Genomic DNA, 25,069 nt, shown 5'->3' with positions numbered 1-25,069 from the left:
GCCGTGGGAAGGAATTTCAAATTTTTTCCAAGGACGCTGCAAATTAGCTGCGCTTGGCCTCATCCCGCCGCACGTGTAGTAAATTGCCCATCGAGCGTCCGCCCGCCTTACGCCAGCGGATAACGGACGCCTTCGCCCGTTCAACAAATCGAGGCCTTCCATGAGCGCCGGTACCGTTGCCGACAAGCACTTCTCGAATTCCTTCTTCAATGCGTCGCTCGCCGACGCCGATCCGGAAGTGGCCGCCGCCGTCGGTCAGGAACTCGGGCGCCAGCAGCACGAGATCGAACTCATCGCCTCCGAGAACATCGTCTCCAAGGCGGTGCTGGAAGCGCAGGGCTCGGTTCTCACCAACAAGTACGCCGAGGGCTATCCGGGTCGCCGCTATTACGGCGGCTGTCAGTTCGTCGATATCGCCGAAAACCTCGCCATCGAGCGCGCCAAGCGCCTGTTCGATTGCGGCTTCGCCAACGTGCAGCCGAACTCGGGTTCGCAGGCGAACCAGGGCGTGTTCATGGCGCTCATGCAGCCGGGCGACACTTTCCTCGGCCTCGATCTCGCCGCCGGCGGCCATCTCACTCATGGCGCGCCCCCGAACGTCTCGGGCAAGTGGTTCAAGCCCGTTTCCTACACCGTGCGTCGCGACGACCAGCGCATCGACATGGAGCAGGTCGAGGCGCTGGCCCACGAGCACAAGCCCAAGGTGATCATCGCGGGCGGCTCCGGCTATCCGCGCCACTGGGACTTCGCCAAGTTCCGTGAGATTGCCGATGCCGTCGGTGCCTACTTCTTCGTCGATATGGCCCACTTCGCCGGCCTCGTCGCCGCCGGCGTGCACCCGTCGCCGTTCCCGCACGCCCACGTGGCCACCACCACGACCCACAAGACCCTGCGCGGTCCGCGCGGCGGCATGATCCTGACGAACGACGAGGCGCTCGCCAAGAAGTTCAACTCGGCGATCTTCCCCGGCCTGCAGGGCGGTCCGCTCATGCACGTCATCGCCGGCAAGGCGGTGGCCTTCGGCGAGGCCCTGAAGCCCGAGTTCAAGATCTACGCGCGTCAGGTCATCGAGAATGCCAAGGCGCTCGCGGACACCCTGATGTCGGGTGGCTACGACATCACCTCGGGCGGCACCGACAACCATCTGATGCTGGTCGATCTGCAGAAGAAGGGCCTCACCGGCAAGGCAGCTGAAGCCGCGCTCAGCCGCGCCGACATCACCTGCAACAAGAACGGCGTGCCGTTCGATCCGGCGAAGCCCACCATCACGTCCGGCATCCGCCTCGGCACCCCGGCCGGCACCTCGCGCGGCTTCGGCGTCGCCGAGTTCAAGCAGATCGGTGGCTTCATCGTCGAAGTGCTCGACGGCCTCGTGGCCAAGGGCGAGGCGGGTGACGCCGAGATTGAAGCGGCCGTGAAGCAGAAGGTTCACGCGCTGACCGATCGGTTCCCGATCTACGCATGAGCCGCACGGCGGTGTTCGCGCTTAACGCGTGCACTGCAACAGGCTAAGGAGGGCGGCCGGGGGTCACGTGATCCGCGGCCGTTTCTCGTTTCTCCGCGCCCACACAGGTGTCCGCCCGATGCGCTGTCCCTATTGCAGCGGCCCCGACACCCAGGTGAAGGACTCGCGCCCCACCGACGATGCGATCCGCCGGCGGCGGGTCTGCCCGGATTGCGGTGGCCGCTTCACCACCTTCGAGCGGGTGCAACTGCGCGAGCTCACCGTGCTCAAGCGCTCGGGCAAGCGCGTGCCGTTCGACCGGGACAAGCTTCAGCGCTCCATCGGCGTGGCGCTCCGCAAGCGGGCGGTCGACCCCGAGCGGATCGAGCGCCTCGTGAGCGGCATCACCCGCCAGCTCGAGAGCGGCGGCGAAGCGGAGATCACCACCGAATCCATCGGCGAATTGGTGATGGAGGGGTTGAAGGGTCTCGACGACGTCGCCTACGTGCGCTTCGCTTCGGTCTATAAGAATTTCCGCGAAGCCAGCGACTTCAAGGCGCTGCTGGGCACCTTGGGCGAATCGTCGGCCGGATCCGCGCCCACCGACGAGTCCAGCGTAACGCCCCTGCGCCCCAAGGGCCTGCCCCGGCCACGATCATGAGCGGCACCGATATCCGCTTCATGGGGCTCGCCCTGGCCTTGGGCCACCGCAACCTCGGGCGGACTTGGCCCAACCCCTCCGTCGGGGCCGTCGTAGTGGCGGACGGACGCATCGTCGGACAGGGCGTGACCGAGGTTGGCGGCCGGCCCCATGCCGAGCCGCAGGCGCTCGCCATGGCGGGCGATGCCGTACGCGGCGCCACCCTCTACGTGACCTTGGAGCCGTGCTCGCATCACGGCCGCACCCCGCCCTGCACGGACAGCATCATCGCGTCCGGGATCGCCCGCGTCGTCACCGCCGTGGAGGATCCCGACCCGCGCGTTGCCGGACGCGGCCACAGACTCCTCGAGGACGCCGGAATCGTCGTCGAGACGGGACTTCTGCGCAAGCGCGCCGCCCGTGATCACATCGGCCACGTCACCCGCGTCACCAAGGGGCGCCCGAGCCTGCACCTCAAGCTCGCCCGGACCCTGGACGGCTTCGCCGCCGGGGCGCCGGACCAGCGCTTGCGCATCACCGGCCCCATCGCCGACGGTGCCGTCCACTTATGGCGAGCCCATGCGGACGCGATCCTCGTCGGCATCGGCACGGCCCGGGCCGACGACCCGTCCCTCACCGTGCGCCTTCCCGGTCTGTCGGGACGTTCGCCCCTGCGCGTCGTCCTCGATTCGAGCCTGCGGCTGCAGCCTTCGACCCACCTCGTGCGGGGCGCACGCGACATCCCCACCCTCGTGATCACCACCCGCAACGCACCGGCTCATCCGAAGCGCATGCTCGCCTCCTTCGGTGTTGAGGTGATCAGCGTCGCCGCCGAGCCGGGCGGTCGGATCGATCTTCCCGCTGCCCTGGAAGCCTTGGCCGAGCGCGGCGTCACTCGCATCTGCTGCGAAGGCGGTCCCCACCTCGCCGATGCCCTGGCGCGCGCCGATCTCGTCGATGTCTGTACCCTGATCACCGGCCCTCATGCCCTCGGAACGGGCGGCCTTCCGGCGATCGGGCCGCACCTCGACGCCAGCCTGTCGCGGGGCCATCTGACACCTGTCGAGACGCGCGACTTCGGTCCCGACCGCGCGGTCACGTATGAGCGGAGCCCCTAGATGTTCACCGGTCTCGTCACCGATGTCGGAGAGGTCGTGAGCGTGTCGGGCGACGACCGCCTACGCCGCATTCGCATTCGCTCTGCCTACGATCCGGCCACCATCGCCCTCGGCGCCTCCATCGCCTGCTCCGGCCCCTGCCTGACGGCCGTGGCCGTAGAGGGCGTGGCGGGGGGCTGCGAGTTCAGTGTCGACGCCGCCGCCGAGACCCTGGCGCTGACAACCGTCGGCACCTGGGTCGCGGGCACGCGGGTGAACCTCGAACGCTCCCTGAAGATCGGTGACGAACTCGGCGGCCACCTCGTCACCGGCCATGTCGATGGCCGCGCCGAGATCGTCGCCCGGGAATCGGTGACCGGGGGCATCGGCGATCCGCAATGGGCGCCGAGCGACCGCTTCACCCTGCGGGCGCCGGGGGGGCTTGCCCGCTTCATTGCCCAGAAGGGTTCGGTCTGCCTCGACGGCACCTCGCTCACCGTCAACACCGTCGCGGGCAACCTGTTCTCGGTCCTCCTGATCCCCCACACCCTGGCGGTGACCACCTGGGGCCGGCGCCGCCAGGGCGATTCCCTCAACCTCGAGGTCGATCTCATTGCCCGCTACGCCGCGCGCCTTACGGAAGCACAGCCGGCGCTCGCCGACTGAAACGTCCGCGACGGTTGTCCGCCGCCTTGTCCGCCGGGCGCCTAAGGTCTATCGCTCGGGCCTTCCGATCGGGTCGGCTACGGCACAGACTCGGCGCGCGAGCCGGGGCAACCCGGTCGATCCGGGGTGGCGACGTCCAAAAAGCACGAAAAGCCCGCCCAAGCGCCGCGCATTCGATAAGGCCCCTCGATGGTTTCGACCCCACCCGCCTCCCGTCCGTCGCCCGCCATCGTGAGGGGTGCGCGCGTCCTCGTGGTCGAGGCGCGCTACTACGACGAACTCGCCGACGAACTGCTTGCCGGCGCGCAGGCGGCGCTGGACGCCTCCGAGGCCGAGGGCACCGTGGTCACCGTACCGGGCGCCCTCGAGATTCCCGCCGCCATCGCCATCCTGATCGAAGCCGCCGCACGCGCCGGCCGGCCCTACGACGCCGCCGTAGCGCTCGGCTGTGTCATCCGGGGCGAAACCGGGCACTACGACATCGTCGCCGGCGAGAGTGCGCGTGCATTGATGGACCTGTCCGTGCAGCGGCTGCTGCCGCTCGGCAACGGTATCCTGACGGTGGAGACGGAAGCGCAGGCCTTCGCCCGCGCCCGCGTGTCCGAGATGAACAAGGGCGGTGGGGCCGCCGAGGCGGCGCTCGCGGTGCTGGCCCTCAAGCGGGCCGCCGCGGCCGCGCCCGTCGGAGAGGATTGAGCACCATGGCCAAAGTCATCGAGCGCAGCGGCGCGCGCCTTTCTGTGGTGCAGGCACTCTACGAGATGGAGATCTCCGGCAAGGGCGTCATCGAAGCGGTGGCCGAGTTCGAAACCTTCTGGATCGGCCAGACCGTCGACGGCGTCGAGCATCCCCCGGCGGAGATCGCCTTCTTCCGCGATCTCCTCCGCGGCGTCGTCGAGGAGCAGCGCGCCATCGATCCGATGCTCGACGGCGCCCTGTCGCAGGGTTGGCCGTTGAAGCGCATCGAGGCGGTGCTGCGTGCCATTCTCCGCGCCGGCGCCTACGAACTCATGCATCGCCGCGACGTGCCAGCCCGCGCTGCCATCTCCGAGTACGTGGATGTGGCCCACAGCTTCTATGGTGGTGACGAGCCCGGCATGGTCAATGCCGTCCTCGACAAGGTGGCGCGCGAGGTTCGGGGCCAGGAATTCGCCGGCCTGCCCGGTTCCGGCCGGGCGTGAGCGGGAACCGTCCCACCGAGGACGGCCTCATCGCGCGCTTCTTCGCGCCGCTCGCCGGCCCCGGGGCCGACGGGATGCGTGACGACGCCGCCACCCTGACGCCGAGCCCCGGCTGCGACCTCGTGTTGACGGCCGACGCCATCGTGGCGGGCATCCACTTCTTCGCCGACGATCCGCCGGCCTCCATCGCCCGCAAGGCCGTCGGGGTGAACTTTTCGGATCTGGCCGCCAAGGGCGCGGCTCCGCGCGGTATCCTCCTGACCCTGGCGTTGCCCGACGACTGGACCGAAGCCTGGCTCGGGGCTTTCGCCGCCGGGCTCGGCGACGCCCTGGCGGATTTAGGCGGTACGCTGCTGGGTGGCGATACCGTGCGTGCCGCCGGGCCGCTGATGATCGGCGTCACCGCCATCGGTGAGGTCTCCAACGGGACCATGGTACGGCGGATGACGGCGGAGATCGGCGACGTTCTCTGCGTCAGTGGCACCATCGGCGATGCCGCCCTCGGGTTGCCCCTCCGTCGCTCACCCCTGCCGGATTGGGGTCATGTCATCGGTGGGGATGCTCGCGCCGCCCTGGTCGACCGCTACTGGCACCCGCGTCCGCGCCTCGGCCTCGCGCCGGTTCTGCGGCGCCATGCCCGGGCCGCCATGGACATTTCGGACGGTCTCGCCGGTGATCTCGCCAAGATGCTGACGGGGGAAGGGCGCTCCGCCCTGATCCGGCTCGCCGATGTTCCGCTTTCCCCGGCCGCCGCCCGCGCCGTGGCGCAGGCGCCGATCCTCATGGACACCGTCCTGACCGGCGGCGACGACTATGAGATCCTCTGCGCCATTCCGCCTGAGCGCCTCGATGCCTGTCTCCTCGCCGCGGGGGCCATCGGCATTCCGCTACACCCCATCGGGACGGTAACCGCCGGTGATGTTCCCCCGGCCTTCGAAGCGTCGGACGGATCACGCAAAACCTTCGCGGCGGCGTCCTTCAGCCACTTCTGACGCTGTTCGTCAGGCGGCCTCGTCCTCAGGCGGCTCCGGATCGACGGTCCAGTGGGTGGCGAAGGCGGCGAGCTGGCGCGCATCGGCAAAGGCCATCACGGCAACCACGCGGTCGGCCGGCATCGCACCCGGATAGGGCGCCAGAAGCACGGTCTCCTGTGAGAACTTAGCGCCCGGCGCCCGCTCGGCGAGCCACGCGTCGGCCTCCGGGGTGAGCCGGTTGGGATCGCCCGCATCGCGGGCGCGGGCATCGGCGCGCAACACCAGCACGTAGGGGCCGAGGGTCGGATTACGCTGCTGCAGGGCCTGGATGATGTCGATCATGGGGTGTCTCGAAATCAGCGGAGTAGGGCACGGCCTCAGGATGGAAACCTCTCCTCCCACGAGGGAGAGGAAAGGGCGTCGGCGAACGCTTCCGATCAGTGTAGCTTCACCCGCGATTCCGTGCGGCGGGTCAGAGCCCGGGCGACGGCGTCGAGGGTAGTCTTCACGGTGCCGTGCAGGGCCTGCTCATGCATCTTGTAGAGTGAGCGATACATCATCCGAGCGAACAAACCGGCGATGAACATGTTCTTGCCGCGCACGAACCCCATCAGGCTGCCCACGGTCGAATACTCGCCCAGCGACACCAACGAGCCGAAATCGCGGTACTTGAACGGCTTCAAAGGCTTCCCCGCGATCTTGGCCGGGATGGCCTTGATGAGGTGGCTCGCCTGCTGGTGGGCGGCCTGGGCTCGGGGCGGGATCGGCGTATCCGAGCCTTTCTCTACGAGGTAGGCGCAGTCGCCGATGGCGAAGATGTCGGGATCTCGCGTCGTCTGAAGGGTCGGCGTCACCACGAGCTGACTGTTGCGCGTGGTTTCGAGACCACCGATCTCGTGCAGGAACGGTGGCGCCTTCACGCCGGCCGCCCACACCACGAGCTCGGATGGAATGAAACCGCCATCGGCGAGCTGAACGCCGTCGGCGCGCACCTCGGTGACGCGGGCGTTGGTTCGGACCTCGACGCCGATCTTGTCGAGCAAACGGATGACGTCCTGCGACAGGCGCTCGGGCACCGCCGGCAGGATCCGGGATGCCGCTTCCACCAGGGTGATCTTGAGGTCCTTGTCCGGGTCGATTTTGTCGAGGCCCGTGGAAGCCACGTCGCGGGTGGTGCGGTGGAGTTCGGCGGCGAGCTCGGTGCCCGTCGCGCCGGCGCCGATCACCGTCACGTGGAGCTGGCCCGGACGTACGGGACCGACCTGGGTGTGGGCGCGCAGCATGCCGTTGACGAGGCGCTGATGGAAGCGAACCGCCTGGTCCTGCGTATCGAGGGCGATGGCGTTCTCCTTCACCCCCGGCGTACCGAAATCGTTGGTGGTGGAGCCCACCGCCAGCACCAGGGTGTCGTAGCCGATGGCCCGAACCGGCGTGACCTCGCGCCCTTCCGCGTCGTGGCTCGCCGCGAGCTGGATCGTGTGCGCGGCCCGGTCGAGGCCGGTCATCTGGCCGATGCGGTAGCGGAAATGGTGGCGGTGGGCGTGGTGCAGGTAATCCACCGCGTGATGGCCGACATCGAGGCTGCCGGCGGCGACCTCGTGGAGCAGCGGCTTCCAGATATGCGTGCGCGCCCGGTCCACGAGGGTCACGTGGGCCTTGCCCGACTTGCCCAGGGACTCGCCCAGTTTCGTCGCCAGTTGCAAGCCGGCCGCGCCTCCGCCGACGACGACGATGCGGTGCAGGTTGTCCACGGATTCGCCCGGTACCATGCGATTGTCGTCCTACGTCTCGTCATTGATGGAGGAGCAGGGCCGGCAAGGCCAAGCCGCCCTGCGGAAGCCCGTTTCACCCTAGAACGTTTTTATTTTGCGGTGGACCCGGTCAGGGCAAAGAAAATTATCCGCACCGCGTCAGGCGGGTGCGCCGGGCTGGCGCAGGGGATGCGCCCGCGCGAACGCGTCCTGCGACAGGCAATCCTCCGCGATCCGCCGGACCGTCGGGTAGGGCGCCGTTTCGACCCCGAAGATACCGGTGCCGACCCACAGGCTGACGAGGCAGAGGTCGGCGTGGCTCACCGCGTCCCCTTGCGCGTAGCGCCCGGTGCCGAGCTCGTTGGCGAGCCGGGTCTCCAGGGTCTTCAACCCGGTCTCGAACCAATGGCGCACGAAGCCCATCATCCGGTCCTTCGGGATGTCGTAGGCCTGCATGAGGTAGTTGCGCACACGGGGCACGTAGAGCGGATGGGTGTCGCAGGCGACCACCTGAGCGAGCGAGCGTGCCCGGGCGCGCTCGCGCGGATCGGCGGGCAGCAGCGGTACAGCCGGATGCACGTCCTCGAGATAGTCGAGGATGGCGAGCGATTGAGTCAGCGGCGGCCCGTCGCCGTCGAAGAAGGCCGGCACCGCGCCCTGCGGGTTGATGGCGAGAAAGTCGGGCTTGAACTGGTCGCCCGCATCGAGGTCGATGAAGGTCTCCTCGCAGGGGATGCCCTTGAGGTTGAGGGCGATCCGCACCCGGAAGGCGGCGGCCGAGCGCCAGTTGCCGTACATCTTCACGTGCGTCGTCTCTCCGTTCCGGAGGCGACCACACCCGACATCGGCCCGGACCGCAAGCCCCTCCGGCAGACCCCGTCATGAAACCGATGCCCTGGCCGTGATCCTGCTTTGTCGCAGGCGAATTTGGCAGCGTCGGATTCCTCGCGCATAGCGAGAGACATCGTGAAGAATTTCGGGACGTAGCCCCGGGGATGGACGGACATGCAGATCGAGACGCCCTACCTGATGTTCCTCGGCGACGTGCCCGACACCCTCGCGGCCAAGACCGCGTACGGCATCAAGGATTGGCGACCCGAATGGTGTGTCGGCCAGATGCGCCTGCCCGGCTGCGCCGCCGACCTCGGCATCCCCGATCTGACCCTCGCCGAGGCGGTGGAGGAGGGCTGCCGCACCCTGGTGATCGGTGTCGCCAACGCGGGCGGCGTGTTGCCGGCGCACTGGGTGGCCGAGATCGTTGCGGCACTCAACGCCGGTCTCGATATCGCCAGCGGGCTCCATGCCCGCCTCGGTGCCGTGGCGGAGATCGCGCAGGCGGCCGAAGCCAATGGACGCCAGCTCCATGATGTCCGCCATACCTCGGAGACCTTCGCCACCGGCAAGGGCACGAAGCGCCCCGGCAAGCGGCTGCTGAGCGTCGGCACCGACTGTTCCGTGGGCAAGAAGTACACGGTGCTCGCCCTCGAGCGCGGCATGCGGGATCGTGGCCTCGACGCGGATTTCCGGGCCACGGGACAGACCGGCGTGTTCATCTCCGGGCGGGGCGTCGCCATCGACGCCGTGGTGGCCGATTTCATCTCCGGCGCCGTCGAGTGGATCGCCCCGGCGGCCGAGCCCGACCACTGGGACCTTCTGGAGGGACAGGGCTCCCTGTTTCACCCGTCGTTTGCCGGCGTCAGCCTCGGGCTCCTGCACGGGGCGCAGGCCGACGCGTTCATCGTCTGCCATGAGCCGAGCCGTACCGCCATGCGCGGCGTCCAGCACCCCCTGCCAACGATCCGGGAGGTGATCGATCTCACGGTGCAGCTCGGGCGCCTCACCAACCCGGATATCCGCCCCGTGGGCATCGCCGTGAACACCCAGAGCCTGGAGGAGGGCGCCGCACGGACCCTGCTCGCCGAGCTTGCCCGCGAGCATGGCCTGCCGGCCACCGACCCCGTGCGCTTCGGCGTCGAGGAAATCGTCGACCGCCTCGTCGCCGAGTTCCCGGCCGGAGCCGCCGCATGAACCGGGTTCTCGACGCGGTCATCGAGCGCTTCCCCATCGCGGGGGCATTCACCATCGCGCGCGGCAGCCGCACGGAGGCCGTGGTGGTGCTCGCTACCGTGACGGATGCGGACGGCCGCGTCGGGCGCGGCGAGTGCGTGCCTTACGCCCGCTACGGCGAGACCGTGGACAGCGTCCGCGACCTCATCCTGGCGCAGGCCGATGCCGTCGCCGCCGGGGCCTCGCGGACGGACTTCCTGACCACCCTGAAGCCGGGGGCCGCCCGAAACGCCCTCGATTGTGCCCTGTTCGATCTCGAGGCGAAGCAGCTCGGCCGGCCGGCATGGGAGATCGCCGGCCTCAGTGAGCCGCAGACCGCCACCACGGCCTATACCCTCAGCCTCGGCGACCCTAAAAGCATGGAGGCCGCCGCCCGCGCGGCGTCCGCGCGTCCCCTGCTGAAGGTGAAGCTCGGGGGGGAAGGCGATCCGGAGCGCATCGCCGCCGTGCGCCGGGGCGCGCCTCGGTCGCGTCTCATCGTCGATGCCAACGAGGCGTGGCGACCCGGGACCCTGGAGGCCAACCTGGCGGCCTGCGTCGCGGCCGGCGTCGAGCTCATCGAGCAGCCCCTGCCGGCCGGCGACGACGACATCCTCGCTACCATCGCCCGCCCGATCCCGATCTGCGCCGACGAGAGTTTGCACGACCGCGCCGGCCTCGACGCCCTGGCGATGCGTTACGACGCCATCAACATCAAGCTCGACAAGGCCGGTGGTCTCACCGAGGCGGTGATGCTGGCCCACGAGGCGCGGGCGCGCGGCTTCTCGCTGATGATCGGCTGCATGGTCGGCACCTCCCTCGCCATGGCGCCCGCCATGCTGCTGGCGCACCACGCCGACTATGTCGATCTCGATGGCCCCCTGCTGCTGGCGCGGGACCGTGATCCCGCGCTGACGTTCGAGGGAAGCCTGATCCACCCGCCGACGCCGGACCTGTGGGGGTAGGGGCTCGTCGGCCGTTCGACCGGCTCTCGTGTTCACCGTCCCCCAGGGGAAGGCCCAGCGCGGCGACGGCATCGTGCTTAGGACCGTCAGGAAACGCCGACCAGCCGGTATGCCGCTTGCGGGTGCGGGCCGGGGGCATCCTCGGGGACGCAGCAGGTCTGGTTTCGCCCCCGTGCCTTGGCCTCGTACAGTGCCGCATCGGCGCGCCTGTAGAGATCGGTCGAGGCTTGGGCCGCGTCGGGCATGGCGGTCGCGCCGCCGATGCTAACGGTGACCGAGCCTGCTCCGATGTCCGCGGGCCCGATCGCGAGCTTGGCCACCTCGAGATGGACCCGCCCGGCGACCCGGAGGGCGCTCGCGGCGTTCGTATTGGGTAAAAGCAGGACGAACTCTTCACCGCCGACACGGAAGACGAAATCCTTGGACCGGGGCATGCTCGCGGCGAGATGTTCCGCAAGTCCCGCCAGGACCTCGTCGCCGACCGCATGTCCGTAGCGGTCGTTGTAGCGCTTGAAGTGATCGGCATCGACCACGAGGAGAGAGAGAGTGGTTTGCCGGTGCGCGCGGCGTCCTCCCAGGCTCGGACGAACACCTCTTCGAACCGGCGTCGGTTCGACAATCCGGTGAGGGCATCCGTCTGAGACAACAGCGCCAGCTCCGCCTGTGCCGCGGTGCGGCGGCGCAACTCCCGTCCGAACAGCAGCGACAATCCGATGGTCAGGCCGCACAGAACCAGCACGATGAGACTGATGACGAGGGCTTTCTCGCGCCACTCCGCTTCGACCTCATCGATGGACAGGGCCACGGTGAGGAGTAGCGGAAACTCACCGACGCCCATGAACGTGTAGTGTCGCTCGATCCCGTCGCTCGCCGTGCGGCCCACGAAGCTGCCGCGTCCCTCGGCGAGGAATCGCTTGAAGTTCGGAGCGTGGGCGAAACTCGCACCGATGTTTCCGCCACTTGCGGGGTAGCGCATGATACGCCTGCCGTCGCGCAGGTAGAGGTTGATCGCGCCTTGGCGTCCGATGCCGATATCCTCGAACAACCGGCTGAAATACGTGAGTTTCAGCGTACCGAACACGACGCCGCCGAAGGACCCGTCCGGTTTGTCGATGCGCCGACTCAGCACGAGCACAAGGGTGCCCATGAGGTGCGAGACCAGGGGCTCGCTGATGTGAAGACCGAGGCCGGGCTGCTGGCGATGCGCCTTGAAGTACGCGCGCTCGGAATTGTTCACCTTGCGGGCCGGGAGGGCGCCGGCATCGATGATGCTGTGCCCGTTCTCGTCGAGCACGAGCATCACACCCATGTCCCGGGCCGTGGCGGTGCGGTCGAACAGGATGCGCTGCCGGAGCTCGGGCGTGGCCGCCATCACATCCGGCGCCTTCAGGTTGTCGATGACGCCCTGGAGCGAGAGGTCGATGATTTCGATGTTGCGGGCGATGTCGCGATCGAGAACCTGGAGGAGGTTTCTCGATGTCTGTTCGGCCTTGCTCCAGGCGTCCCGGCGCAGGTCGAGCAGCATGATCGCGGACACGAGCAGCATACCGAGGGGCGCCAGGATACCCAGGGCGATCCAAGTCTGGGCCGAACGCATGGTAATCGAAAAGCAGTGCCGCGACCACACAGATCAACTCCCGCATGGGTTCTTCTTGATCCGACGATACCGGGAGAAGATGAATCGATGATTTCGTATTCGCAGCACTATCTTCCGATCGCCGCAGATGGGCCAGCGAAGTGCGATCCATATGAATCGACGCAGCTCAAGACAGCATTTTCCAAGACGCCATGCTCTGAGAACGAACGAGGCGTTCGTATCTCGCGTATGCGATCCTCGCGGTAAGCCCGATCATCGACGGGCCGCGTCAGATTTGGATCGCGGAACGGTTCCGGTCGCCGGAACTACCCCCGCACGATGAACCGCAGGACGTAGACCAGTGTCGTGAAGACCAAGAGACTCACGGCATAGAAGGCCAGGAACCACAGCAGGCGCCGGCTTTTCCCGGTGATGTCGCTCAATGGCCGTAGCCCCCGGACTGCATGTCCTCGGCGACTTTCCCCCGGAACACCCAGTAGGCGTAGGCGGTGTAGGCCAGCGTCAGCGGCATGACGACGGCGTATCCCACGAGGGCGAATTTCAGGGCGCTCACCGCGTTGGCGGCCTGCCAGATCGTCAGGCGCGGTGGCACGATGTAGGGGAACAGGCTGATGGCGAGGCCGAGAAACCCAAGCAGGAACAACGCGATGGTGAGCAGGAACGGCGCGACGTGGCGACCGTTGGCGAGGGTGCGGTGGATGTTCCAGGCCACGAGGGCGGTCACGGCGGGCACGGGCGCGACGTAGAGAATGTTGGGCCACGCGATCCAGCGCCACTGGATGTCGAGGCCGAGGAACGGCACCCAGGCGCTGACGATGGCCATGCAGGCCACGGTGGCGATCAGGAACTGTCCGCTCTTGCGGCGCGCCCAGATCTCGAGCTCGCCCGAGGTTTTCATCACGCACCAGGTCGCGCCGAGCAGGCCGTAGCCGCAGACGAGGCCGATGCCCGTCATCACGCTGAACGGGGTCAGCCAGTCGAGGGTGCCGCCGGCAAATCCCCGACCCGCGATGTGGAAGCCCTGCACGAAAGCGCCGAGCACCAGCCCCTGCGCGAAGGTCGCCACCAGGGAGCCGTAATGGAAGGCGTAGTCCCAGAGAGGTTGCGATCGCTCGGCCTTGAACCGGAATTCGAACGCGACGCCCCGGAAGATCAGGGCGATGAGCATAAGGATCAACGGCAGGTACAGCGCCGGCAACAGGATCGCGTAGGCAACGCTGAACACCGCGAACAGGCCGCCGCCGCCGAGCACGAGCCACGTCTCGTTTCCGTCCCAGATCGGCGCCACGGACAGCATCATCCGATCGCGCCAGTTGCCCTTTCGCGCGGCGGTGAACAGGATTCCGACGCCGAGGTCGAACCCGTCGATGACCACGTACATCGCGACGGCGAGCGCGAGGAGCGCCGACCAGATCAGGGGCAACCAGAAGGCCGCTCCCTCGTATTCCATGCCGAACCCGAACATCCGATCATGCCCTCGCCGCCGCCCCCGTAGGTGTAGCGGCACGCTCGGGGCAAATCCACCGCGCTGCCCGTATGGGTGGCGGTCGTCCTATCGCGACGCGACGCCCCGCCAGGGTGGGCGCCGGTCTGCGTCGGCCAGGGTATCCGCTGAGGCCGAGCGTGACGTGCCGAGTCGCCGAACGAGGGCGTCCGTTCCGTCGCGGACCATCCGGTCCCGTGCGTCCGCCGGCATCGCGTCCCAGGCGGCGGCAAGCGCCTGACCGGGCTGAACCTGTGCGGCCAGGGAATGGGCGGTAAGCGCTTGGGCAGGAAGAACTTGAGCAGGAAGAACTTTGGCGGACATTCCCGGCAGCGACACAGCGGCATCCGGGTTGTCCCGAAGCATCGCAAGATAGGACAGGCCGCCGATCACCACGGCCGCACGGATGAGAAACAGCATGGGTCGGTCCAGGGTCCGTACCGGGGGCTGCCGAACGGCGCGAGCCTCAGGAAGCCATGCGATTGGTAAAGCAGACATGACGCCGGAACCGCGACCCGGCGTGATGGTGAACGGTGCTTTAGCCCACCGGTTTCGCGGCGGTGGTCGGCTCCGGGGCCGGAGTCCCGACGTAACTCGAATTCAGCGCGACCGGCGGCCAAGGTCGGAAGGAAGCCCTGCGCTCGGTGATCCGGTTACCTTCCGGAAAGCATGCGGGGACATGCGGGGGTTCACCCGCAAGACTCGCTTAAGTCACCTCTGCGACGGTTCGATCAGTCGAGTTCAAGTCGAGCCAAGGGGCGTCGGACGGGTCGTATGGCCTCCATCCGCGCTGTGCGTGTCGGTATTGCGTATCTACGGTGCCCTGGCGTCCCTCATCGATACCCGCTTGGCGGGTCTCGTGCACGAGTCGGTGATCGACGATGCCGCCGTGCGGTTTCGTCACGAGCGCTTTCTCGTGTCGCGCCTCGCCACGGGGCTCGTGATGATGCTGGGCCTGCCGCCGTTCCTGCTTCTTCGCGGGGTGCCGAGCGGCATCGAGGCGCTGGCCATCGCCAGTCTGATGCTCCCGGTCTTCGCCGCCGTCCTCCTGTCGCGCACGGGCATCCTCTGGGTCGCTCACGCCATCTCGTCGGCCGGCCTCACCGGCCTCGTGGTCTGCCTCGCCATGATGACGGGCGGAGTGAACTCCGCCGCCGCCATCTGGCTCGTGGCGATCCCCCTGGAGGCCGTGGTCTCGGGCTCGCGCCGGGCGACCCTGGCCGCAGCCATCGTCGCCGCCCTCGGGGCCCTCGCTGTCGCGCTCCTGCCATCGGTCGGCGTGAGTGGGGTGCTGATGGAATGGTCGCGGACCCTGGCCATGCCGGTCTTCGCCATCACGGCCATCGGCCACATCGCCGCCCAGGCCATCGAGCACTTCCGCCACGAAGGCCGTTGGCTCGCCAAGCTTCGGGACAACGAGCTGCGGGACCGCACGCTCCTGTCGGCAATCGACGATCTGGTGACCTGGCACGATTGCAACGGCCGCGTCATCGAGGCCAGCGCGTCGTCCGCCCGCTTCGTCGGGGCCGAGGCGAGCCGTCTGCGCGGCCACGGCCTGCTCGAGCGCGTCCATGTCGGCGACCGTCCGGCCCTGCTCCAGACCTTGAGCGACGTCGCCGCCTACGGGACACCCGCCACGGTGCAGTTTCGCCTGCACCTCGATGCCGCTGCCATACGGGCCGAGGGCGCCCCGCGCACCATCTTCGCAGAAATGCGGGCGCACCGCATCGACGGAACCCGCGCGGGCCTGTCGGGCGCCGAGCTCGACAAAGTCGAGGCGACCGGATCGAGCGTCGTGGCCGTGACGCGCGACGTCACCGAGCACCGCCGCCACGCGGAAGAATTGGAGCGCGCCCGCGCCGAGGCCGAGCGTGCCGACGAGGTCAAGAGCCGCTTCCTCGCCACGGTCAGCCATGAACTGCGCACGCCGCTCAATGCCATCATCGGCTTCTCCGAGGTCCTGGCGGGCGAGGGTGCCATGACCATCGGTCCGGAGCGCAGCCGGGAATATGCCGTGATCATCGGCGATTCGGGCAAACACCTCCTCGACGTGGTCAACACCCTCCTCGACATGTCCCGCATCCAGAGCGGCCATTTCGACTACGCCCCGGAAACCTTCGACCTCAACGCCCTCGTGCGGACCTGCTGCGACCTGATGCAGCTCCGGGCCGTGAAGGCCGGTGTCGTCCTCGTTCGCACCGAGGAGGCTGCCTCGATCCCCGTCACGGCCGATCTGCGTGCCTGCCGGCAGATGATGATCAACCTCCTGTCGAACGCCGTGAAGTTCACGCCCGCCGGCGGACAGGTCGAGGTCTCCATCCGCCAGACCGGCAACCACCTCGATCTCGTTGTCACGGATACCGGTATCGGTATCGGTGCCGACGACCTGCCGCGCGTGGGTGATCCGTTCTTCCAGGCCCAGAGCGATACGCGGCGCTCGCACGAGGGCACGGGCCTCGGTCTCTCCGTGGTCCAGGGACTCGTCGGCCTCCACGGCGGCGCCATCGCCATCGAGAGTGTCCAGGGCGAGGGCACGCGCGTCACCGTCACCCTGCCGGTCATCTGTCGGGCGGAACCCAACCTCGCCGGTCCGGCCCCGATTCGCACCGCTTCGCGGGCACCCGGAGCCGGTCCCGATGCGGTCCGCCTGCCCGTGGCACCGGTCCGTCGGCCCATCGGTCTGTTCGAGGCGACCGCCGAGCCCGTGCGCGAGAGCTACGTGCCCGACGGCGGTTCGCCCCTGCGACGCGCCGGATGAGACCGGCCCGACACCACTCCGAGCGGCCCAAGTCCGCTTCTCCTGACCGTCTCATCCGCGCCGCACGCGCGGGCGGGGCCGTCGCGTTTTAAGGAGCTGCCATGCGCGATCAGCGCGAGATCATCGTCCCGCCCCAGCCGCGCGGACCGCGGGCGGATGCCGCCACCCGGCGCGAGCGCGCCGGCGCGAGCGTTCGGCCGGGGGGATGGCGGACCGATCTCGCCGCCGTCGGTCGCTGGGCCGGCCGCCTATGCGTGAACCGGCCCGGCGACGTGCTCGGGTTCGTGGCGGTCGTAGGGGCCGCGGCCTTCATTTCCTTGAACGCGCTGGGCTACCAGATGGGCCGCCATCCGGCGCCGATCTTCCCGAAGGTCCCGCCGCGCCAGACCACCGACAAACCCGCTCGCCGGATCGAGGCTGCGAAGATCGAGGCCGGCGTCGGGGAATCCAGCAAGGCCGTGCCGCCGAAAATCGAGGCGCCCCGATCCGACGCCCTCAAGCCGGAAGCGCCCCGGGGCGAGGCACCCCGCGTCGCCCTCATCCGCTCCGAGCCGGCCCCCCGCCCGGTCTCCCGCGACACCATCGGCGAGATCATCCGCGAGGGCGAGACGACGGCGTCCGTAACGCCCAAGGCCGATCCCGCCGTGGCGAAGGCGCAACGCGCCCTGGTCAAGCTCGGCTATGGCCCCCTCAAGGCGGACGGGCTTATGGGAACCGGCACCCGCGCGGCTATCGAGCGGTTCGAGCGCGATCGCAAACTGCCGGTGAAGGGCCAGCCCGCCGGCCGCACCTTGCGCGAACTCGCCGCCCGCGCCGCGGCCGCGCCGGGCTGATCCTCCTGACGGAGGAATGCGGGTATAGGCGGTGCATGGCACGCCTGCGTTCGGATTTCTGGGTCTCGGCCCATCTACGTCGTCTCGGCACCGAGGGGATCGCCGCCGTCCAGCGGCGTCGCGGCGCCGCGGAGGCGGGGGCGATCTTCGTCAAGGTCGATCGCCTTGATGGCCGGGCCGACCTCTACGGACCGGCACCGCAATCCCTGGTCGATGCGGATGGCGATACGGACCGGCGCTTCGTTCCGCTGATGCGCGAGGCGGAGTCCGCCGACGTCGAGAGCCGCATCGGCAAGGAGATCCGCTTCGACGGCGACCTCTGGATCGTCGAGATCGACGATCGGGCCGGCCGTCACCTCCTGGATCTGGCCGAGTGAACGACGTCAGGAGGTCTGGCGGAGACGGCCGGGAAGGGCGGTGCGCGAGGAACTCCGGTCGACGGTCGCCGGGGAGACGCGCGGACGCGCGGCGTCGGGCGCGTTGTAGGGTTGATGCGCTTTGGCATCGCCCGCACGCTCGGGCAGGGCGGTATTGAGAACGGCCGAGAGAAGGCTGCGGGCTGCGGGGCGCTGAACCTTGCGGAACAGCTTGACCAGATCGAACACCCGATCGACGGAGCGAGCGACGGTCTCGTTCAGGGTCAGGTAGACGTAGACCGCCTCTTCCTCGTGCAGGCCGGCGGCACGTAGGGCCAGGGTGAGCAGATCGTAGCGCAGGTGCGGGTCCGGCGTCGCCGCCAAAAAATCTCGGCGCAGGCCCAGCATCTCGGCCAGGGCTCCGATGAAACCGGCGATGTCGCCGCGCCCCGAGAACCCGGTGAGGACCGCACCGGCCTCGCGTGGCGGCGGCGGGCATGGCCGGAGGGCGACCGTCGCCGCAATGGCCTCGCCGATAGCATCGCGACGGGCTTCGTCGGCGAACAGGAAGAGCGGAGAAAGGTCTGCCGAAGCCACATCCGTGCGGGCGAGGAGTGCCTCGGCGAGGTCGGCCGAGCGGCGTCCGCGCCCGACGAGACGTGCGAGGGTCTCGGCCCCGAGGGAGATCTGGCCGTTGCGGGCGAGTGCCGTATCGACCTCCGCCACGGCGCGGGCGGACAGGGCGTTGACGGTCGCCCGGTCGAGGTCCGGCCGCGCGGCGATGGCCGCGCCAAGATCGGCGCCATCCGTGAGGGCGGCTTCGATCACCGACGGCGTCAGGGACGGGGCTTCGGCGACGACGGCATCGCGGACGGCGCCCCCCCGCGCAGCAAGGATCGCCAGGATGCCGGGTGGCGTTTCCGGGAAGGCGGCGAGCTTGCGCGCCACGATCTCGGCGGTCTCGTCGTCGACGATGGGGATCAGCCCGCCGGCCAGAGCCTCGAAGGCCTCGAGGGTCTTCCGGTCGCGGAACGGAGCGGACAGGAACAGGTCCGTCTGCACCCGCAGGATCACGGGTTTCAGATCGAGCGTGTCGAGGCGCGACAGTTCGATCAGGCCGGAGAGGTCCGGCGAATCGTCGAGAGATGGGTGCATGGCACTTCGATTACGCAGAACTCGCTGTCCCAAGACTTAGCGGGTTTACGTGAATCAGCCTTTAAGCCCTCCGGCACCTCAGCGTGTCGTCCTGCGCCATCCCCGCAGATCACAGGCCCTGCATCGACCCGTGATCCACCGTCTTCAAGGATCTGTCCTCAGACCGCGCGGCGCGCCTTGCCGTCCGCGTTGTCTGTGGCTTTGTCCACGGTCTTGGGCATCGGCAGAACCACGGGCGTCGTGGCCCCGGCCGGCATCGGGTTGGATGTTGCGGCTGCGCCCGCAGCGGTCGCGACCGGCGTCGCGCCGTTCAGCGCGATCGTGGATGGAGGTCCGGCAGGAATGGCGGCCTCCGTCGGCTTGGCCGCCTCGATGGGCAGAACCGTCTCTTCCTGCGCCTCTGGCTCGTCGGGCCTGGTCTCGGAGGGGCCTGCCAGAACCTCCGTCGGCGTCTTCCACACGAACGCGTCGAGGCGGCCCGTGATCGGGGAGATGGGCGCCCAGCGCTCGGAGGCGATGCCGTCGGCGATCCACAGGGCATCGCGGGGGGCATGCGCCGCGCGGCCGAGCCACTCGCGCGACCGGGCGGCGCCGGCACCGTGCTCGGCCTCTTCCAGGCGCGCCATGGCGAGGCAGGTCCGCACGGACGGACGATCCGCCAACAGCGGCGCCAGGGCTTCTCGGGCCTGGGCGAATTCCCGGGCCTCGTAGGCCGCCTGCGCCATGGCGAGGCGGGCCTCCGGGTGCCAGGACGAGAGTCGCGCCAGGGTCTCCGCACGGGACAGGCGGTCGCGCACGGAATCGCCGGTCCGCAGGGTCATGTAGGTCTTGGCCAGATCCGGATGCGGCCCGGCGCGCCATGCGGCCTCGACGATCTTGGCGGCCTTCCGCAGGTCACCGCGCCGCGCGAGCAGACGTCCGGCCAGCGCTGCCGCCGGCACGAGGTCCGGTGCGAGCTTGACCGCCCTGAGCACCCGCTCCGTGGCGGCTTCCGGCTCACCGGCCTCGCGCTCCTGCGCGGCGGCGGTGAGGAGCACGGCACGCTGGCGGCGGGCGACGCCCTTCTCGATGAGTCCGAGGGATGCGCGGCGCTCGACGGTCTCCGTCGCGCCGCTCCAGTCGCCATCGGCGCATTGCGCTTCGAGGACGGCCTCGTTGGCCCAGGTGACGCTCGGCGCCAGGCGGGCGGCCTCGGCCGCATAGGCACGGGCCGACGCGTCGTCCTCGCGGCGGCGCGCCTCGACGAACAGGCCACGCAGGCCGAGAACCCGCGTTTCGGGATCGTCGACCATGCGCTGGAATGCGGATTCCGCGGCTTCCCGGTCTCCCGAAATCTGGGCCGCCTGCGCCTTCAAGAGCAAGGCAAGGGGCTCCGCCCCGAGCAGGCGCTCCGCATCGTTGGCGTGGCGCCGGGCGGCCATGGGATCGCCCGAGCCCACCGCGACCATGCCGCGCGACAGGGCGGAATAGCCCTTGGCCCGGCGCCGGTCACGCGAGCCGCGCACTAAGGCCTCGGGCAAGGTGATGAGACCCCGGACGATGGCCCAGATGAAGCCCACCACGATGGCTGCGATGAGGACGCCGATCAGCGCAATGGCGAGGCTGGTCGCCACCTCGTAGCCATTCCACACGATGGTGACGGAGCCGGGATGATCGGCGACCCAGGTCGCGCCGTAGGCAGCGACGGCGAGGAGGGCCAGGAAGGCGAGAGCGCGCCACATGGGATCAGAAACTCCTGGGCGTAGCGCCGGTCGAGCCGACGGTGCCGTAATCCGGGAACGGGAGCGACGGCGGCTCCCGGGAAATCGACGACGACGAAAAGATCGTCGACGATGAGCAGGTCGAACGGCGTGCCCCGCACAGGACGCGCCCGCTGGGCTGCCGGCGTCTCAACGCGACGCACCAGCGGATGGCAACCCCTTGAACGCTTCCGAAAGCAGGGCCTGGGCCGCTTCCCCGGCCGCCGCGCGGGACTTGAGCTTGGTACCGAACTCGCCGGCTTGGGAGCGGATGTCCTCCGGGAGTGCCGCGAAAGCCTGGGCAGCCTCCGCGATGGCACCGCGGTCGAGGGCATCCTGCACCTTCGGCACCGGATCGGCGGCGGGTGCCGCCCCCTGGGCCGATGGGGCGGGAGTCTCCACCTTGCGAACCTGGACGATGGACTCGGCCATGCTCATCAGTTTCTGACTGAAGTCTCCGGTCTCGGCCACGCTTCGGACTTGCGACGCCCGGCGGGCGGCTGCGATCTTGTCCGCCACCGGGCGGAACTCGGCCGCGAGCGCCCGGGACGTCGGTGCGCCTCGCTCGGCGAACACCGCCACGGCGGTGAGACGGGCGGGGTCGCCGGGCTCATAGTTGCGCAGGGCCGAAAGCGCATCGGCGTAGGGCGATCCAGTGTTCAGGGCGGTGACGATCCGGTCGGCCGCGACCACCCTCAGGGCCGCCTGCACCGTGGTGACCTCGGCGCGTTCGGACAGCGCCTTGTCGAGGCCGGCGATCCTGTCGGACTGCGCCTGGATTTGGGTCTGGACCTGACGCTCGATGCCCTTGGCCGCCTCGGCGGCCTGCGTCTTGCCGGCCTCCGCCGCCTGCTGGCTCGCCTGGGTGGCGGCCTGGACCTTCGCCTCGACGGCCTGCTGAACCTCCGTCAGCTTCTGGCCGAGGTTCTGCGTCGCCTCGGCATTGGCTTTCGCCCGGTTCTCGGCAGCGGTCTCGATCGCGGCCAGTTTGAGAGCGAGGTCGGGTTGCTCCCTGGGTTTCGGTGCGGCCGCGATCTGGCTTTCCACCGTCTTGAGGCGCTCGGCGAGGGCCGTCACTTGCGCGGCGTCACCGTTGCCCGGGTTCACCGCCATGCGAGCTTCACCACCCTGGTCGCGGCCGGGCTCCTCCTGAAGCGCCGAAAGGCGCTGGTCGAGGCTGTCGAGGCGGGTAACGATGTCCGGTGGCAGGACGGCTGCCTGCGACACGGAGCCGTCGCTGTTCGGGGCCGGCGCGGCGCTTGCCTTCTGAAGGGCTTCGCGCGCGGTCGACACGGCGTCCGGTACCGCCTTCAATGCGCTCTCGTTGGACGCGACACGCTGGGACAGGCGGGCAACCTCGTCCTTGGGAGCCAAAGCGGCGATTCGTTCATCGAGGGCGGCGAGACGACCGTCGTCGGGATGGCCGAGCACACCGGCGCGCTCGACGGCGAACAACAGGCCGGCACCGATGACGCCGCCGAGGAGACCAGCCGTCGCCACCGAGCCGAAGCCGGGACCACGCGCCGCCAACGCCGGGGGCGTCGGGGCGATCTTGGGTGTCGTGCCACCCGACCCCGCGGCCGATTTGGCCGCATCCCCCGTCAGACCGCCCACCGCCGACTTCGAATCGACGGATGCGAGCCCGGCGGACTTGGTCTCCTCGGACTTACTATCCGCGGACTTGCCATCCCCAGGCTTTGTCGCGACGCCCGGCATGATGCCGGCGCCCGTGGCCGACGTCTTCTGCGCCGGCGCGGGATCGGGCAGGCGCTTGGCCTTGAGGTCGATGATCGGGCCGTCCGTCGTGGCCGCCGCCGGCCGCGGCGTACCCTGAGGTCCACTGGTGAAGGTCGCGGTCCTCGGGGCGTCCTTCGTGTCCGCCTTCGGCACTTCGCCGTTGCCGAGGTTGCCCTTGCCGGGGTCATTCTTGCTGGCGTCGCTCTTGCCTGGCTCGGTCTTCGGCGGATCGACTTTGCTCGCTTCGACCTTCGGCGGCTCCTTCGACACGTCGGATGGCTTCACCGGCTCGGACGCCTTCGTGTCGGCGGGCTTCGGAGCGACGGGCTTCCCCGTCTCGATGGCTCCCAGGCCATCGGCCGATCGGGGCGCGTCGGCGGATTTCGCCACGGGTGATCCGGCGGGCTTCGCCGCTTCTCCGGGGAGGGGAGCCGACGGCGCGGAATCCGGCTTCGTGCCAGACGCAGCCGGCACGGCTCCCGGGGATGATGGTGTCGGCTTGGATGCCTCGGGCGGGCGCGCACCGGGGGCGCTGCTCGGTCGGTCGGCGTCGCTGTTGGGTGGTTTCACGGTTGTTGCTCCCTTCCCGACGCTGCCCCGTCCCCCGCACCGGTTCTCGGTGCTCTGAGGGTTCGGCGATCGCGACCCAGTTTCTTGGAAATCGTCCTAGCACCACGGCCCGCGCCGGTGCGAGGCCCTTCCGTCAGGTTCCCGTCGCCAAACCTGCCAGAAGCGTTTCCTCGTCCGGCCGTTCCGCTACGAAATGCACGTCGAGGCCCGCCGCGACCAGGGGCGCGGCCACGTCACCCGACAGGCAGTAATGCTTGAGCGCGCCGAAGGCTCCGCCGAGCTCCGCCCGGCATGCCAGACCGTAGGCTGTCTCGGCGCTGCGCCGCGAGTAATGGAGAACGGCCTCCAGTGAGCCTGGATACGCTCCGAGCGCCGTCGCGATGGCTGTCGGCAGTACTGACTCAGCCACTGCCGCGTAGGCGACCACGCTCGAGATCGGATAGCCCGCCGTCCGCAGGGATGCCGTCGGCTCCGCCTTGCCGTCGACGCCGGCCACATGAAGAAGGGAACTTCCCGCCGGCAGGGTGGCGCGGACCAGGACGACGAGATGAGCGGCATCGCCCCCCGCCTCCGCGACCGCGCGGAGCCCGGCCCGGCGGGCGAGAGCCGCCGTCCGCGCGCCCACGGCGAAAGCCGGGACGTGTTCGAATCTCACCCGATCGGCGGCCGTCAGGGCCGCCACGGCGTTGGCGCTCGTGAGTAGCAACCCGGCGAAGGCGGCTGCGGGAAGGGCCGCGCCCGTCGGGCGAATGGTCAGGACCGGCGCCACGACGGGGGTATGGCCGAGGGCCGAGAGGCGCCGTCCCGTTCGCGCCGCGCCCGGCTCCGGCCGTGCCACCCAGATCCGCATCCCGCTCACCCCGTCCGGTCGTTGCCCTGATACCGCCGGGCCGTCTAGGATGCACCGGTCAAAACCACGTGCCGGTGGGGCCGGCCGTGATGGGCATTTTCCTCACGTGGCGCGCGCACCCTCCCGGTCGTCTCACCCTCGGATCACACGCCCCGCATGAACGTCCTCCCCAAATGAACGTCCTCGGCATCGAAACGACCTGTGACGAGACCGCCGCCGCCCTGGTCTGCCCCGGCGAGGGTGGACGCGGGCGCATCCTCTCCAACGAGATCCTGAGTCAGATCGCCGAGCATGCGGCCTACGGCGGCGTGGTGCCGGAGATCGCCGCACGGGCGCATGTCGAGGTCCTGGACCGGCTGATCCTCCGCGCCCTCGATGGCGCCGGCCTGCGCCTCGCGGACGTCGACGGCATCGCGGTGGCGGCGGGCCCTGGCCTCATCGGTGGCGTCCTCATCGGCCTCGTGACGGCCAAGACCCTGTCGTTGGTCGCGCGAAAGCCCCTCATCGCCGTCAACCACCTCGAGGCCCATGCCCTTACGGCGCGTCTCACGGATGGAATCGGGTTTCCCTACCTCCTGCTCCTCGCCTCCGGCGGCCATACCCAGCTGGTGGCGGTCAGGGGGGTGGGCGACTACGTGCGCCTCGGCACCACCATCGACGACGCCATCGGAGAAGCCTTCGACAAGGTCGCGAAGCTTTTGGGCCTCGGTTACCCGGGCGGCCCCGAGGTCGAACGCATGGCCGAGACCGGCGACCCCGAGCGCTTCGCCCTGCCGCGCCCCATGCTCGGCCGGCGCGACGCCAACTTCTCCCTGTCCGGCCTCAAGACCGCCCTGAGGATCGAGGCGGAGAAGCTGGCGCCCCTCTCCAGCGTCGATGTGGCCGACCTCTGCGCCGGCTTCCAGGCGGCCGTGGTCGACGTCATCGTCGATCGGCTGCGGGTGGCGATGCGCGACTTCGCGACGGTCGCCGGCCATCCGACGGCGCTGGTCGCCGCCGGCGGCGTCGCGGCCAACGGCGCCATCCGCCGGGCCCTCACGACACAGGCCGGGGAAGCCGGACTCCCCTTCGTGGCGCCGCCCCTGGCGCTCTGCGGCGACAACGGCGCGATGATCGCCTGGGCCGGCATCGAGCGCCTGCGGCTCGGCCTCGTCGACGATCTCACCGCCCCGGCCCGCGCCCGCTGGCCGTTCGCTGAGCCCATCGCCGCCGCCTAGGAGAAGCCCC

Annotated in this window: 22 protein-coding genes and 1 pseudogene; 13 read left to right on the top strand and 10 right to left on the bottom strand. The window is 69.3% G+C overall.

Translation table 11 applies throughout. The features are described from left to right. The first annotated feature begins 160 nt into the window (after window positions 1-160). The 7 genes from glyA (at window position 161) to thiL (ending at window position 6,020) form a co-directional block, all read left to right on the top strand. Window positions 161-1,465: a serine hydroxymethyltransferase gene (gene glyA / locus ASF28_RS01035; protein ID WP_056086469.1), complete on the top strand. Its 1,305-nt coding sequence runs from the start codon at window positions 161-163 to the stop codon at window positions 1,463-1,465. 118 nt (window positions 1,466-1,583) lie between these two features. After that, on the top strand, window positions 1,584-2,105 hold the full coding sequence (nrdR, locus tag ASF28_RS01030) for a transcriptional regulator NrdR (RefSeq protein WP_056091002.1): 522 nt from the start codon (window positions 1,584-1,586) through the stop codon (window positions 2,103-2,105). Further along, the gene (gene ribD, locus ASF28_RS01025) at window positions 2,102-3,202 is read left to right on the top strand and encodes a bifunctional diaminohydroxyphosphoribosylaminopyrimidine deaminase/5-amino-6-(5-phosphoribosylamino)uracil reductase RibD (RefSeq protein ID WP_056086464.1); all 1,101 of its coding nucleotides are present in this window, start codon (window positions 2,102-2,104) and stop codon (window positions 3,200-3,202) included. Before nrdR ends, ribD begins: the two co-directional genes overlap by 4 nt. Next, window positions 3,203-3,847: a riboflavin synthase gene (locus ASF28_RS01020; RefSeq protein ID WP_056086462.1), complete on the top strand. Its 645-nt coding sequence runs from the start codon at window positions 3,203-3,205 to the stop codon at window positions 3,845-3,847. It abuts the gene before it with no gap. Window positions 3,848-4,036: 189 nt separating this feature from the next. Then, entirely contained in the window at window positions 4,037-4,543 is a 507-nt protein-coding gene (gene ribH / locus ASF28_RS01015) for a 6,7-dimethyl-8-ribityllumazine synthase (RefSeq protein ID WP_056086459.1), read from the top strand. 5 nt (window positions 4,544-4,548) lie between these two features. Beyond that, entirely contained in the window at window positions 4,549-5,028 is a 480-nt protein-coding gene (gene nusB, locus ASF28_RS01010) for a transcription antitermination factor NusB (protein ID WP_056086458.1), read from the top strand. Further along, on the top strand, window positions 5,025-6,020 hold the full coding sequence (gene thiL, locus ASF28_RS01005) for a thiamine-phosphate kinase (RefSeq protein ID WP_056086455.1): 996 nt from the start codon (window positions 5,025-5,027) through the stop codon (window positions 6,018-6,020). The genes nusB and thiL overlap by 4 nt, the downstream gene beginning before the upstream one ends. A 9-nt stretch (window positions 6,021-6,029) precedes the next feature. Here thiL and ASF28_RS01000 read toward each other — a convergent pair whose 3' ends face one another. The 3 genes from ASF28_RS01000 to maiA all read right to left on the bottom strand — a co-directional run bounded on the left by ASF28_RS01000 (window position 6,030) and on the right by maiA (window position 8,557). Then, on the bottom strand, window positions 6,030-6,344 hold the full coding sequence (locus ASF28_RS01000; RefSeq protein ID WP_056086452.1) for a hypothetical protein: 315 nt from the start codon (window positions 6,342-6,344) through the stop codon (window positions 6,030-6,032). Between the two features lie 95 nt (window positions 6,345-6,439). Next, window positions 6,440-7,771 carry an NAD(P)/FAD-dependent oxidoreductase gene (locus ASF28_RS00995; RefSeq protein WP_056086450.1) on the bottom strand — a complete coding sequence of 444 codons (1,332 nt, stop codon included), beginning with the start codon at window positions 7,769-7,771 and terminating at the stop codon, window positions 6,440-6,442. A 141-nt stretch (window positions 7,772-7,912) separates the two neighbouring features. Further along, a complete protein-coding gene (gene maiA, locus ASF28_RS00990) occupies window positions 7,913-8,557 on the bottom strand; it encodes a maleylacetoacetate isomerase (protein ID WP_056086447.1) in 645 nt (214 codons plus the stop codon). Between the two features lie 201 nt (window positions 8,558-8,758). On the opposite strand from maiA, the gene dgcN reads away from it, so the two are divergent. Together dgcN and dgcA are read left to right on the top strand one after the other, a co-directional pair. Beyond that, window positions 8,759-9,781 carry an N-acetyltransferase DgcN gene (gene dgcN, locus ASF28_RS00985; protein ID WP_056086444.1) on the top strand — a complete coding sequence of 341 codons (1,023 nt, stop codon included), beginning with the start codon at window positions 8,759-8,761 and terminating at the stop codon, window positions 9,779-9,781. Beyond that, a complete protein-coding gene (gene dgcA / locus ASF28_RS00980) occupies window positions 9,778-10,764 on the top strand; it encodes an N-acetyl-D-Glu racemase DgcA (protein WP_056086442.1) in 987 nt (328 codons plus the stop codon). Before dgcN ends, dgcA begins: the two co-directional genes overlap by 4 nt. Before the next feature lie 86 nt (window positions 10,765-10,850). Here dgcA and ASF28_RS23120 read toward each other — a convergent pair. The 3 genes and pseudogenes from ASF28_RS23120 to ASF28_RS21310 all read right to left on the bottom strand — a co-directional run bounded on the left by ASF28_RS23120 (window position 10,851) and on the right by ASF28_RS21310 (window position 14,264). Further along, window positions 10,851-12,361, bottom strand: a pseudogene (locus ASF28_RS23120) (diguanylate cyclase). Between the two features lie 418 nt (window positions 12,362-12,779). Beyond that, complete coding sequence (gene cydB, locus ASF28_RS00970; protein WP_056086439.1) at window positions 12,780-13,826, bottom strand: cytochrome d ubiquinol oxidase subunit II; 1,047 nt, start codon at window positions 13,824-13,826, stop codon at window positions 12,780-12,782. A gap of 87 nt (window positions 13,827-13,913) precedes the next feature. Further along, window positions 13,914-14,264, bottom strand: coding sequence for a hypothetical protein (locus ASF28_RS21310; protein WP_082475936.1), 351 nt, complete (start codon window positions 14,262-14,264; stop codon window positions 13,914-13,916). A 376-nt stretch (window positions 14,265-14,640) separates the two neighbouring features. Here ASF28_RS21310 and ASF28_RS00965 point away from each other — a divergent pair, with 376 nt between their 5' ends. The 3 genes from ASF28_RS00965 to ASF28_RS00955 all read left to right on the top strand — a co-directional run bounded on the left by ASF28_RS00965 (window position 14,641) and on the right by ASF28_RS00955 (window position 17,812). Then, window positions 14,641-16,602: a PAS domain-containing sensor histidine kinase gene (locus ASF28_RS00965; RefSeq protein WP_056086436.1), complete on the top strand. Its 1,962-nt coding sequence runs from the start codon at window positions 14,641-14,643 to the stop codon at window positions 16,600-16,602. Window positions 16,603-16,703: 101 nt separating this feature from the next. Then, complete coding sequence (locus tag ASF28_RS00960; RefSeq protein WP_056086433.1) at window positions 16,704-17,435, top strand: peptidoglycan-binding domain-containing protein; 732 nt, start codon at window positions 16,704-16,706, stop codon at window positions 17,433-17,435. A 35-nt stretch (window positions 17,436-17,470) separates the two neighbouring features. Further along, entirely contained in the window at window positions 17,471-17,812 is a 342-nt protein-coding gene (locus ASF28_RS00955) for a DUF1491 family protein (RefSeq protein WP_056086429.1), read from the top strand. 6 nt (window positions 17,813-17,818) lie between these two features. Here the strand turns inward: ASF28_RS00955 and ASF28_RS00950 are convergent, their stop codons facing one another. From ASF28_RS00950 to ASF28_RS00935, 4 genes are all read right to left on the bottom strand, one after another. After that, on the bottom strand, window positions 17,819-18,946 hold the full coding sequence (locus tag ASF28_RS00950) for a DUF2336 domain-containing protein (protein ID WP_056086427.1): 1,128 nt from the start codon (window positions 18,944-18,946) through the stop codon (window positions 17,819-17,821). A gap of 158 nt (window positions 18,947-19,104) precedes the next feature. Beyond that, window positions 19,105-20,667: a heme biosynthesis protein HemY gene (locus ASF28_RS00945; protein ID WP_056086424.1), complete on the bottom strand. Its 1,563-nt coding sequence runs from the start codon at window positions 20,665-20,667 to the stop codon at window positions 19,105-19,107. Between the two features lie 168 nt (window positions 20,668-20,835). Then, the gene (locus tag ASF28_RS00940) at window positions 20,836-22,812 is read right to left on the bottom strand and encodes a COG4223 family protein (RefSeq protein ID WP_056086419.1); all 1,977 of its coding nucleotides are present in this window, start codon (window positions 22,810-22,812) and stop codon (window positions 20,836-20,838) included. A 313-nt stretch (window positions 22,813-23,125) separates the two neighbouring features. Further along, window positions 23,126-23,842 carry a uroporphyrinogen-III synthase gene (locus tag ASF28_RS00935; protein WP_056086417.1) on the bottom strand — a complete coding sequence of 239 codons (717 nt, stop codon included), beginning with the start codon at window positions 23,840-23,842 and terminating at the stop codon, window positions 23,126-23,128. Between the two features lie 173 nt (window positions 23,843-24,015). Here ASF28_RS00935 and tsaD point away from each other — a divergent pair, with 173 nt between their 5' ends. After that, window positions 24,016-25,059 (top strand): tRNA (adenosine(37)-N6)-threonylcarbamoyltransferase complex transferase subunit TsaD, encoded by a 1,044-nt coding sequence (tsaD, locus tag ASF28_RS00930; protein WP_056086416.1) that lies wholly within the window; start codon window positions 24,016-24,018, stop codon window positions 25,057-25,059. The last annotated feature ends 10 nt before the right edge of the window (window positions 25,060-25,069 follow it).

The organism is Methylobacterium sp. Leaf99, from assembly GCF_001422375.1.
Classification (GTDB): domain Bacteria; phylum Pseudomonadota; class Alphaproteobacteria; order Rhizobiales; family Beijerinckiaceae; genus Methylobacterium.
Note: the sequence above shows the minus strand (reverse complement) of the source record. Positions and strands in the feature narration are given on the sequence as shown.

Excerpts from the sequence above, each read along its gene's own strand:
- ASF28_RS00995 (WP_056086450.1), bottom strand. The coding sequence starts at position 7,771 with ATGGTACCGGGCGAATCCGTGGACAACCTGCACCGCATCGTCGTCGTC.
- ASF28_RS21310 (WP_082475936.1), bottom strand. The coding sequence starts at position 14,264 with ATGCTGTTTCTCATCCGTGCGGCCGTGGTGATCGGCGGCCTGTCCTAT.
- dgcA (WP_056086442.1), top strand. The coding sequence starts at position 9,778 with ATGAACCGGGTTCTCGACGCGGTCATCGAGCGCTTCCCCATCGCGGGG.
- ASF28_RS01000 (WP_056086452.1), bottom strand. The coding sequence starts at position 6,344 with ATGATCGACATCATCCAGGCCCTGCAGCAGCGTAATCCGACCCTCGGC.
- ASF28_RS00950 (WP_056086427.1), bottom strand. The coding sequence starts at position 18,946 with ATGCACCCATCTCTCGACGATTCGCCGGACCTCTCCGGCCTGATCGAA.
- ASF28_RS00935 (WP_056086417.1), bottom strand. The coding sequence starts at position 23,842 with ATGCGGATCTGGGTGGCACGGCCGGAGCCGGGCGCGGCGCGAACGGGA.
- dgcN (WP_056086444.1), top strand. The coding sequence starts at position 8,759 with ATGCAGATCGAGACGCCCTACCTGATGTTCCTCGGCGACGTGCCCGAC.
- ASF28_RS00945 (WP_056086424.1), bottom strand. The coding sequence starts at position 20,667 with ATGTGGCGCGCTCTCGCCTTCCTGGCCCTCCTCGCCGTCGCTGCCTAC.
- nusB (WP_056086458.1), top strand. The coding sequence starts at position 4,549 with ATGGCCAAAGTCATCGAGCGCAGCGGCGCGCGCCTTTCTGTGGTGCAG.
- tsaD (WP_056086416.1), top strand. The coding sequence starts at position 24,016 with ATGAACGTCCTCGGCATCGAAACGACCTGTGACGAGACCGCCGCCGCC.
- ribD (WP_056086464.1), top strand. The coding sequence starts at position 2,102 with ATGAGCGGCACCGATATCCGCTTCATGGGGCTCGCCCTGGCCTTGGGC.
- nrdR (WP_056091002.1), top strand. The coding sequence starts at position 1,584 with ATGCGCTGTCCCTATTGCAGCGGCCCCGACACCCAGGTGAAGGACTCG.
- ASF28_RS00955 (WP_056086429.1), top strand. The coding sequence starts at position 17,471 with ATGGCACGCCTGCGTTCGGATTTCTGGGTCTCGGCCCATCTACGTCGT.
- cydB (WP_056086439.1), bottom strand. The coding sequence starts at position 13,826 with ATGTTCGGGTTCGGCATGGAATACGAGGGAGCGGCCTTCTGGTTGCCC.
- glyA (WP_056086469.1), top strand. The coding sequence starts at position 161 with ATGAGCGCCGGTACCGTTGCCGACAAGCACTTCTCGAATTCCTTCTTC.
- ASF28_RS00960 (WP_056086433.1), top strand. The coding sequence starts at position 16,704 with ATGCGCGATCAGCGCGAGATCATCGTCCCGCCCCAGCCGCGCGGACCG.
- ASF28_RS01020 (WP_056086462.1), top strand. The coding sequence starts at position 3,203 with ATGTTCACCGGTCTCGTCACCGATGTCGGAGAGGTCGTGAGCGTGTCG.
- ribH (WP_056086459.1), top strand. The coding sequence starts at position 4,037 with ATGGTTTCGACCCCACCCGCCTCCCGTCCGTCGCCCGCCATCGTGAGG.